This is a genomic window from Nitrospirota bacterium (assembly GCA_016212185.1).
Lineage (GTDB): Bacteria > Nitrospirota > Thermodesulfovibrionia > UBA6902 > DSMQ01 > JACRGX01.
In genome coordinates this window covers 1-3,055 of record JACRGX010000031.1, presented here as the reverse complement: position 1 = coordinate 3,055, position 3,055 = coordinate 1, and the positions used below count along the sequence as shown (strand labels likewise).

The window sequence follows — 3,055 nt, the reverse complement described above, 5'->3', positions numbered from 1 at the left end:
GGGAAAAAGGTATTGCTTGCGGCAGGAGATACATTCAGGGCTGCTGCCATTGAACAGCTTGAGATATGGGGTAAGAGGAGCGGATGCACTGTAATAAAACACCAGAGCGGTGCAGACCCATCGGCAGTAATATACGATGCAGTTCAATCTGCAAAGGCGAGGGGTTATGACATTCTTATAGCCGATACTGCTGGAAGATTGCATACAAAGGTAAATCTGATGGAGGAGATGAAAAAGATAAAGAGGATTATGGGGAGAGAGCTTCATGGTGCTCCACATGAAATACTCATGGTTCTTGATGCAACCACAGGGCAGAATGCTGTATCACAGGCAAAACTTTTTAACGAGGCTGTTGGTATAACAGGCATTGCCCTCACAAAACTTGATGGGACAGCAAAGGGCGGTGTGGTTATCAATATTATTGATGAGCTTAAAATACCTGTAAAATTAATTGGAGTTGGTGAAGGAGTAGCCGATTTAAGAGAATTTGAGCCAGAGGCATTCGTAGATGCACTTTTTGAGAGATAGAGTTATACCGTTATTGAAAAGGGGAAGACAATGTTCATATATACAAAAGGTAACTGTTTATGAGGTCATTTGAATATAACTATTTCCTTGAAACACCAATATCACACCAGTTTCTGACGGCAATTCGCACCATTGGAGAATTTAAGGGACGACAGATGCTTTATGCCGAGCAATCCCCTGAGGTGTTGGAGACACTGCGGCGTGTTGCAATGGTCCAGAGTGCCGAATCATCAAACAGGATAGAAGGGGTTACGGTTGCACCCGGCAGGATTGATGCCCTTGTTCTAAAGAAGACGCCCCCTATGGATCGTTCAGAACAGGAAGTAGCCGGATACCGGGATGTGCTAACTTCCATTCATGCAAACCATTCCAAAATGAGGCTGTCTGCCGATACTATCCTGAACTGGCATAAAACCCTGTATCGTTATACAAAAGAAAAAGGCGGGAAGTGGAAGACCATGGATAATTCAATTTTGGAAGTCCGGCCTGACGGCAAGCAGTTTGTCCGCTTTCAGCCTGTTTCAGCTATTGCCACACCCAAGTTCATGGATAGTCTTATCAAGTCATTCAATAACTCAACAGCAGAGGGGAAAATTGACCCTCTTCTTTCTGTAGCAACATTCATCCTTGATTTTGAGTGCATTCACCCCTTTATGGACGGCAACGGCAGGATTGGACGGCTGTTGACGCTGCTGCTACTTTATCAAAGCGGATATGAGGTCGGCCGCTACATAGGTCTGGAGCGGATAGTGGAGGAGAGCAAGGAAACTTACTACGAATCGCTTTATAAAAGCTCTCAGGGATGGCACGATGCCAAACACGGTCTGCGTCCCTGGTGGAATTACTTCGTAGGCATGTTGACAGCCGCCTATAAAGAGTTTGAAACAAGGGTGGGAACAATTACATCCGCACGAGGCGCTAAAAGGGAAATGGTGGTGCGAGCCGTAGAGAGCCTGCCGCAGCATTTTACCATAGGAGACTTGCGGCGTGTTTGTCCCGGAGTAAGCTATCCGACCCTCCAGCGGGCTCTTGCCGATTTGAGGAAAGAGAAAAAAATCAGATGCCTCGGACGGGGGCCCGATGCGGAGTGGGAGCGAATCAAGATGTGATAAGATAATCTTATCACCAAACTGATTTGTGATAAGATTATCTTATCGCCAATATATTTCAATTATGCCGAGAATAAACGAAGCGATAGATACGGATTTGAAAATAATTGAGAGACTCCACCAACTCGGCTGGAAGCGGGGGGATACTTTGCTTTATCAGCAGGAGTATGCTTTGAGTCTCTATCATCGGGGTTTGTTTAGGAAAAAAGTTGATTAAACGATTACACTAAAGATACCCTTGATGCTAAATTAATTTCTACCCTTATTGATAATCGTAAAATTGAAGTAATTGCAGCAAATAAAGAAGCTGTTAGTATGCTGTGCAGGGATTTCAGAATCCACATCGGCGAGGCAGAATCGCTTGCTATTGCATTAAGAAGAAAACTGCCTCTTGCTGTGGATGATTTGCCGACTATAAAGGCATGCAAGATACTGAACATTCAATTTACAACAGCAATTCACTTTTTAATAAACATCACAGAAAAAGGGAAAATTGGCAAAGAGATGGCAATCGTAAAGCTCGAAAAATTATCTTTGTATGGACGATATAACAAAAGAATAATAGATGATGCAGCAAAAAGGCTGAAAGGAGGCAAATAATGTCGGTAATAAGTTTAAGGCTGAAAGACAGGGAAATAAAGAGAATCAACGAACTATCCAAAATGGGGCATAAGGATAAGTCCGCAGTTGCAAGAGAACTTATAGATTATGGGTGGGAATTTCTGATGCTCAAACTTTACAGGGAGGGCAAGCTATCATTAAGCGCTTTATCTGAAAAGTTAGAACTCTCAATAAGCGAAGCAATAGACTTATTGTCAGAATTCGGCGTTGAATCTCCGATAGATTATGACGATTATCTGAAAGGCTTTGAGGCATTCAAATAATCATGCCAAGAACAAACGAAGCCACAGACACCGACTTGAAGGTAATTGAAAGACTGATGCAGCTTGGCTGGAAGCGGGGGGATACATTGTTTTATCAGCAGGAGTATGCATTAAGCATAAATTTGTGATGAGGATAACAGGATAATGGTCGTTGTGCATTATTTTCAGGATAAAGACTGCAATAGCCATTGTTTTAATATAAAATATGCCTGAACAAATGGATACTACCTGCAAAAAACCTCAGCCTGCTTTACTTGAAGATGTCTGGATAACATCAGGCAATTTTTCAAACCACTATCTATTAGAACGTCTGCCGCAGGCTGGAGCAAAAATCTGGCATAAAGATGAGGGGGTATTGCCAGTATACAAAACCATTCAGGAATTATACGAGAAAAATATTGTAGGTTTAAGAAAGGGGAATGAGGCAAATACCGAAAGGCGATTTATTGATAAGATTTTTAATGAATTGGGTTTTGGCTATCTTAATCAGGATAAAATACCTGAAGCAGAGCGCAGACAGGTGCCTGATTATTT

5 protein-coding genes are annotated in these 3,055 nt (G+C 42.4%); all 5 read left to right on the top strand.

Features of this window, described 5'->3' with window-relative positions; translation table 11 throughout:
- On the top strand, positions 1-528 hold a 528-nt coding region (gene ftsY / locus HZA10_03675), incomplete at its 5' end, for a signal recognition particle-docking protein FtsY (protein ID MBI5195403.1).
- A 59-nt stretch (positions 529-587) separates the two neighbouring features.
- Positions 588-1,637 (top strand): Fic family protein, encoded by a 1,050-nt coding sequence (locus HZA10_03670; protein MBI5195402.1) that lies wholly within the window; start codon positions 588-590, stop codon positions 1,635-1,637.
- A 315-nt stretch (positions 1,638-1,952) separates the two neighbouring features.
- Positions 1,953-2,237 (top strand): hypothetical protein, encoded by a 285-nt coding sequence (locus tag HZA10_03665; GenBank protein ID MBI5195401.1) that lies wholly within the window; start codon positions 1,953-1,955, stop codon positions 2,235-2,237.
- Positions 2,237-2,521, top strand: coding sequence for a hypothetical protein (locus HZA10_03660; GenBank protein ID MBI5195400.1), 285 nt, complete (start codon positions 2,237-2,239; stop codon positions 2,519-2,521). Before HZA10_03665 ends, HZA10_03660 begins: the two co-directional genes overlap by 1 nt.
- A gap of 217 nt (positions 2,522-2,738) precedes the next feature.
- A partial coding sequence (locus HZA10_03655; protein ID MBI5195399.1) for a hypothetical protein occupies positions 2,739-3,055 on the top strand: 317 nt, incomplete at its 3' end.